Annotated in this window: 5 protein-coding genes and 2 rRNA genes; all 7 read left to right on the top strand. The window is 65.2% G+C overall.

Features of this window, described 5'->3' with window-relative positions; genetic code table 11:
• Positions 1-442: ribosomal RNA gene (locus QF777_11270) — 23S ribosomal RNA — on the top strand; the annotation flags it as partial.
• Positions 443-559: 117 nt separating this feature from the next.
• A 5S ribosomal RNA gene (rrf, locus tag QF777_11265) occupies positions 560-676 on the top strand.
• Positions 677-1,331: 655 nt separating this feature from the next.
• Positions 1,332-1,988, top strand: coding sequence for a hypothetical protein (locus QF777_11260; protein ID MDP6912124.1), 657 nt, complete (start codon positions 1,332-1,334; stop codon positions 1,986-1,988).
• Between the two features lie 219 nt (positions 1,989-2,207).
• Positions 2,208-3,260 (top strand): class I fructose-bisphosphate aldolase, encoded by a 1,053-nt coding sequence (locus QF777_11255; GenBank protein MDP6912123.1) that lies wholly within the window; start codon positions 2,208-2,210, stop codon positions 3,258-3,260.
• Between the two features lie 49 nt (positions 3,261-3,309).
• The gene (locus QF777_11250; GenBank protein ID MDP6912122.1) at positions 3,310-4,152 is read left to right on the top strand and encodes an enoyl-CoA hydratase-related protein; all 843 of its coding nucleotides are present in this window, start codon (positions 3,310-3,312) and stop codon (positions 4,150-4,152) included.
• A gap of 142 nt (positions 4,153-4,294) precedes the next feature.
• On the top strand, positions 4,295-6,205 hold the full coding sequence (locus QF777_11245) for a 2-oxoacid:acceptor oxidoreductase subunit alpha (GenBank protein MDP6912121.1): 1,911 nt from the start codon (positions 4,295-4,297) through the stop codon (positions 6,203-6,205).
• The gene (locus tag QF777_11240) at positions 6,205-7,254 is read left to right on the top strand and encodes a 2-oxoacid:ferredoxin oxidoreductase subunit beta (GenBank protein ID MDP6912120.1); all 1,050 of its coding nucleotides are present in this window, start codon (positions 6,205-6,207) and stop codon (positions 7,252-7,254) included. Before QF777_11245 ends, QF777_11240 begins: the two co-directional genes overlap by 1 nt.
• Positions 7,255-7,257 lie beyond the last annotated feature (3 nt).

Raw genomic sequence — 7,257 nt, 5'->3', positions numbered from 1 at the left:
ATCTTCCCCAAGAGTCCATATCGACGGGAAGGTTTGGCACCTCGATGTCGGCTCATCGCATCCTGGGGCTGAAGCAGGTCCCAAGGGTTGGGCTGTTCGCCCATTAAAGCGGTACGCGAGCTGGGTTTAGAACGTCGTGAGACAGTTCGGTCCCTATCCGTCGTGGGTGTTAGATATTTGAAGGGAGCTGCTCCTAGTACGAGAGGACCGGAGTGGACGTACCCCTGGTGTTCCGGTTGTCACGCCAGTGGCACTGCCGGGTAGCTATGTACGGAAGGGATAACCGCTGAAAGCATCTAAGTGGGAAGCCCTTTTCGAGATGAGATCTCTCACCGGGATAACCGGGTAAGGCCCGTGGCAGACCACCACGTTGATAGGCCGGAGGTGTACGTGCGGTAACGCATTCAGCCGACCGGTACTAATCGGCCGAGGGCTTGGTTACTCACATCGACAAGAGTTGTCGATGTTCGTGTTCGCTGTGGAGTCCTGGAGAGGCCATTGGGCCACTCTTGACAACTGAATCTGATCCCGGCCACCGTCGGCTGGGATCCAACCGGTCTTCGGTGGCCATGGCGGCGGGGTCACACCCGTTCCCATTCTGAACACGGCAGTTAAGCCCGCCAGCGCCGATGGTACTTGGGACGAGTGTCCCTGGGAGAGTAGGACGCCGCCGGATTTCTAACGCTACGAGCGGGACCCCTAGGGGTCCCGCTCTAGCGCGTTTTGGGCCTGGATGGGGTCGTGATGGTGGCCGAATGGGCATCAGCCGGGGAAGGACAGCGGGCGGAGACATGGGTCGCAGGTCACGCTGGGCTGCCGGTGTGGCGCCGCTAGCCTCGTCGGCCATGGCTCCCCACGGTGAACGCGATCGTGGCCCTCGAACCGGCGGTTCGGGAGGCGGTTCTCGGGGTGGATCTCGGGGTGGATCTCGGGGTGGATCGTCGGGCGGTTCCCGCGGTGGATCCGGCGGCGACTCCCGTGGTGGCCCCAAACGTGGCGACCGGCGATCGGGTTCCGGTAGCGGTTCCCGACCGGGAGGCCAGAGGCGTGACGGGGATCGACGTGGTGGCGGAGAAGCCGTCACGGATCGGCGTCGGCGTGGACCCGATGCGGCCGGCCCGACCACATGGGGTGGCGTGGCCCGTCGTGGAGCCGGGCGCCTGGAACGCGAGGAGCAGGAGGATCGTCCGGAGCGACGAGACCGGACGGCGGAACGAACGACCCGACCCAGACGCCCCGAGCCGGAACGGTCTGATCGTCTTCGTAACGAGGCGGCTGAGGCGGTGGCTCGTGGCGGGTCCAGGGGTGGATCGAAGCGGGGCCCAAGGGCGATGGAACGTTTGGCCCTGCCCGAGGCACCCAAGAGACTCCCCGACGCCGATCTCCTGCTTCGACGAGCACTAGGCGACCGGGCGGGCGGCAAGGCCCTCAATCGACTGGACGAAGCCGCCCGCGCCTTCTCCGACGATCGGTTCCAGGATGCCCGTCGCATCCTGAATCAGTTGGTGGAACGAGCACCAGAGGTGCCTGAGGTAATCGAGTTGCTCGGGCTCGTGCACTACCGCATGGGCCACTGGAAGGCGGCGACCAAGCGCCTCGAGGTCTTCCGTGAGATGACCGGAAGTACGGAGCAGCACCCTGTGCTGGCCGACTGCCATCGCGCTCAGGGCAGGTGGGACGACGTCCAGGTGCTGTGGGCTGAACTCCGTGATGCCTCCCCCAGCGGCCCGCTCGTCACCGAGGGCCGACTGGTGGCCGCCGGAGCACTTGCCGACCAGGGCCGTATAGAGGAGGGCCTCGCCCTCTTGGAAAAGGGTTGGCGGATCCCGTCGAGGGCCCGCGACCACCACCTCCGGCGGGCCTACGCGTTGGCCGACCTTTACGAGCGGTCCGGTGCCGAACCGCGGGCCCGCGAGTTGTTCATCTGGGTTCGGAATCATGACGCCCAGTTCGCCGACGTTGCGGCTCGGGTGCGTGCTCTTTCCTGAAGAGCTTTTGTTCCTGAAGTGCACTTTCCGGTGGTCGTGGGTTCCTCCAGGAGCGGGCTCTGAAGAGTCTGGCCTCCCAGTGAATTCGACCGTGACCGATGACCCGCCACGGCTCCCCAAGGGCCACGCGTGCCCCATGGTCGCGACGTAGGGTGATCCGGTCCCCGGGTTTTCGGTGGACCTTGGAGACCAGAGAATCACCAGACAGGAGCCACTCAGGTGGACATCGCATCCCTGCTCGGCGCTGACGCCGACGACCTACTCGGCCATCAGTGCCACACTATTTCCGCTGACCAGCTGACCACGCCGGGACCCGACACGGTGACCGACGTCTACGGGATCACGGATCGCTCGCCACAGGTCCTCCGTAACCTCCAGTCGCTTCTCGATCACGGCCGTCTGGCTGGTACGGGCCACGTCTCCATCCTTCCGGTCGACCAGGGCATCGAACACTCAGCGGCCGCGTCGTTCGCTCCGAATCCGGACTACTTCGATCCAGCGAACATCGTCGAGTTGGCTATCGAGGGTGGTTGCAACGCGGTGGCCAGCACCTACGGCGTCTTGGCTTCGGTGTCACGCCGGTACGCCCACCGCATCCCGTTCATCGTCAAGATCAACCACAACGAACTGCTGACCTTCCCGAACCAGTTCGACCAGGTCATGTTTGGTTCTGTCGACCAGGCCTTCGACCTCGGAGCGGCCGGGGTGGGGGCCACCATCTACTTCGGCTCGCCCGAGTCCACCCGCCAGATCCAGGAGGTCAGCGAGGCCTTCGCCCGGGCCCACGAACTCGGAATGTTCACGGTGCTGTGGTGCTACCTCCGCAACTCTGGCTTCAAGGTGGACGGCGTTGATCACCATGCCTCCGCCGACCTGACCGCCCAGGCCAACCACCTCGGCGTGACCATCCAGGCCGACATCATCAAGCAGAAGCTCCCGGAGACCAACGGTGGCTACCGGGCCCTGCCCGGTTACGGCAAAACCCACGATCTCGTCTACGACGAGTTGACCACCGACCACCCGATTGATCTCTGTCGCTGGCAGGTGGCCAACTGCTACATGGGACGGATCGGGCTCATCAACAGCGGCGGTGCCTCTTCAGGAGCCAGCGACCTGGCCGAGGCTGTCCGCACCGCAGTTGTCAACAAGCGGGCGGGGGGCATGGGCCTGATCAGCGGGCGCAAGGCATTCCAGCGCCCGATGGCCGAGGGTGTCGAGCTCCTCAACGCCATCCAGGATGTCTACCTCGACGAGTCGATCACCCTGGCCTAGGGCCGGGGGTCGGCGTCAGCAACAGATGTCCAGGGGCGGTTCGGAAACGATGGACCTGCTGCTGGTCGACCATCCGGCCGACGGGATCCGTCGACTGACCCTCAACCGGCCGGACAAGCGAAACGCGTTGAGTCATCCGCTACGGGGCGCTCTACTCGACGCTCTGGTGGCTGCCGATGTCGATGACTCGGTGAGGGTCACCGTCGTCAGAGGTGCAGGAAGCTGCTTTTCGTCGGGGTACGACCTGGGCGGGGGGAACGAGGGGCACGAACTTCCCTTCCCGACCACGCCCGGGGACGGCCAGTGGCCCCGCCACGTGACCGACGGATGGATGGGCATCTGGGACCTGGCCAAACCGGTCATCGCCCAGGTGCACGGCTGGTGTCTGGCAGGCGGGAGCGAGTTAGCAACCGGTTGCGACCTCGTCTACGTGGCCGATGACGCCCGGATGGGATATCCGGCAGTGCGATTCGGTGTGCCCGACATGCACTTCCACGCCTGGTTCCTCGGGATGCGAAAGGCCATGGAGATGATGGTCACCGGTGACTCGATCACCGGAACGGAGGCCGTTGAACTGGGCTGGGCCAATGCGGCCTTTCCGGTGGACGACCTCGATGAGGCCGTGCTCGAGGTGGCTGGCCGGATCGCCGCCATGCCGCCTGACGTGGTCCAGTTGAACAAGAGGGCCGTGCACCGGCAGATGGAATACATGGGGATGCGGGCGGGGATCCGTGCGGGCACCGAAATCTGTGCGCTGGGTGTGCACTCGGCATCGATGGCCCAGTTCCTCTCCGAGGTTGCCGAGTCCGGACTCACGGAAGCCCTGCAACAGCGAGACGAACCGTTCGGGGATTACCGGACGGGGGGCCCGACCCGGGGGCTTGAACCGTAGGTCTGACCTGGCATCCGGCCGGTCGTCGGGATCGGCACCTGTGACCCATTCAACGCCGGTCGGGGGCGTTGCATCGTGACCGCCCCGAAGACCCGCGGTTAGGGTCCGTTCGAAGGCAACGACGCCCCGTGGAGGAAGCAACGTGACAGACATCGCGGAGGCCCCCTCGGCACCCGCCCTCGACGAGGTCATCATCCGGTTCGCCGGCGACTCGGGCGACGGGATGCAGTTGACGGGTGACCGGTTCACCAATGCCAGCGCCATGTTCGGCAACGACCTGGCCACGTTGCCGGAGTATCCGGCTGAGATCCGGGCTCCAGCCGGCACGATGGCCGGGGTCTCGGCGTTTCAGGTCCACATCTCGGACCATGACATCACCACCCCGGGCGACGCCCCCGACGTGCTGGTGGCCATGAACCCGGCGGCGTTGAAGTCGGATCTCCAGACCCTGGTTCCCGGCGGAACGCTGATCGTCAACCGGGACACCTTCGAGGAGCGGAACCTGGCCAAGGCCGGGTTTGACCACAACCCCCTCGAGGGCGACGACCTGGTGGGCTATCGGCTCATCGAGGTTCCCATGACGTCGTTGACCAAGGAGGCCTGTGCCGAGTTCGGCGTCAAACCCAGGGACGCCGACCGGTCCAAGAATTTCTTCGCCCTCGGCCTGTTGTCGTGGATGTACAGCCGCCCCGTCGAACCAACGCTGGACTGGATCGAGGCCAAGTTCGCTGGCAAGGACCTGATCATCGCCGCCAACCGGGCGGCGTTCAACGCCGGACACGCCTATGGGGAGACCGCGGAGCTGGGCTCCCAGCGGGTCATCGTGAAGGCAGCGCCCCTGGAACCCGGCACCTACACGAACATCAACGGCAACACGGCGTTGTCGTGGGGCCTGGTAGCTGCCTCCCAATTGAGCGGCCTGCCGCTCTACCTCGGGTCGTACCCCATCACCCCAGCCACCGACATCCTCCACGAGCTGTCCAAGCACAAGGCTTTCGGTGTGACGACCTTCCAGGCAGAGGACGAGATCGCGGCGGTCGGTGCGGCGATCGGTGCTTCCTACGGAGGCTCGCTCGGTGTGACGACGACCAGTGGTCCGGGTATGGCGCTCAAGGGCGAGGCCATGGGTCTGGCAGTCAGCCTCGAGTTGCCCCTGGTCATCGTCGACATCCAGCGGGGTGGTCCTTCGACCGGGCTACCCACCAAGACAGAGGCCGCCGACCTGATGATTGCCATGTACGGCCGCCACGGTGAGTCGCCCATGCCCATCGTGGCCGCCCGGACCCCGTCGGACTGCTTCGATACGGCCATCGAGGCGGCACGGATAGCGCTCGTCCATCAGACGCCGGTGATCCTGTTGTCCGATGGCTATCTGGCCAATGGGTCCGAGCCGTGGCGCCTGCCCGAACTCGACGACCTGCCCGACATCCAGGTCCGGTACGCCACGGAGTTCAACACGGTCGACGAGGACGGCAACGACGTGTTCTGGCCGTTCCTGCGCGGAGAGGACGGCAACCGACCGATCGCCCTGCCCGGTACGCCAGACCTCATGCACCGTCTCGGTGGCATCGAGAAGGAGGACGGTTCGGGCAACGTCAGCTACGACCCCGACAACCATGAGTACATGGTCCGCCTGCGCAACGACCGAATCGCGTCGATTCCCGTGCCCGATGCCGAGTTGGAAGAGGGCTCTGACGGCGACGCCGACCTATTGGTGGTGGGTTGGGGTTCGACCTGGGGTGCCATCACCGGTGCTGCCCGCCGAGTGCGTGCCGCCGGCGGGAAGGTCGACCACGTCCAATTGACGCACCTGAACCCGCTGCCCGCCAATCTGGGCGACCTGCTCCGATCCCACCGCGGGGTGCTGGTACCCGAGCTGAACCTCGGGCAACTAGTTCGCATCCTGCGGGCCGAGTACCTAGTTGATGCCCGACCGTTGTCCAAGGTGAAGGGCCAGCCCTTCACAGCCGGAGAGATCCACATCGCCATCGGAGAAGCCATGGAGGAACTCTCCGGACCAGCAGGTGGATCGACCAACGAGGAGGTCGCCTGATGACTGACGTGATCATCGATCCGGCGGCCACCGTCGATGACGGACCGGCGCCTGAGACGAGCAAAGCCGACTGGACCAGCGACCAGGAGGTCCGCTGGTGCCCGGGGTGTGGTGATTACTCGATCTTGACCGCCATCCAGCTACTCATGCCCGAGTTGGGTGTGCGCCGCGAGAAGACGGTCTTCATCTCGGGTATCGGGTGCGCGGCCCGGTTCCCGTATTACATGGACACCTACGGAGTGCACACCATCCACGGTCGGGCGCCCGCGGTGGCCACCGGTCTGGCCATGGCCCGACCGGATCTAGACGTGTGGGTTATCGGCGGCGATGGCGACATGTTGTCCATTGGCGGCAATCACCTCATCCACGCGCTACGCCGCAACATCAACCTGAACGTCCTGCTGATCAACAACCAGATCTACGGCCTGACCAAGGGCCAGTTCTCGCCGACCAGTCAGAAGGGCAAGGTGACCAAGTCGTCGCCCGTCGGCCTGGTGGCCCGACCCTTCAACCCGATCAGCGTGGCGTTGGGCGCCGAGGCGACCTTCGTGGCCCGCACGCATGACATGGACCGTCGCCACATGCAGGAGACGTTCCGTCGGGCTCACGAGCACGAGGGAGCGGCGTTCGTCGAGGTGCTCCAGAACTGCAACGTCTTTAACGACGGCGTCTTCGCGTCGATCACCAAGAAGGACGTGCGCGAAGACATGCTCATCGAACTGCAGCACGGAAAGCCGATCCTGTTCGGCTCCGAGAACCAGTACGGCGTCGCGCGGCGCCCCGAGGGTGTCGTCATCGTGGACGTAGCCGAGGTGGGTATCGAGTACGTGCTGGTGCACGATGAGAACATCCGGAATCCGTCGACCGCCTTCTCGCTGTCCCGGCTGGCCAAGACTCCGGCCACCCCCACTCCGATCGGGGTGTTCCGGGCCATTGACCGGGGCGAGTTCGCCTCGTCGGTCTCAGCCCAGATTCGCGAGGTCCAGGCTCAGGTTGGCCAGGGAGACCTCTCGGACCTGTTGCGGTCGCAGCCCACCTGGGACGTCTGAGGC

The organism is Acidimicrobiales bacterium (assembly GCA_030747595.1).
Taxonomy (GTDB): domain Bacteria; phylum Actinomycetota; class Acidimicrobiia; order Acidimicrobiales; family MedAcidi-G1; genus UBA9410.
The sequence above is the reverse complement of the archived record's forward strand: the minus strand, read 5'-3'. Positions and strand labels throughout refer to the sequence as shown.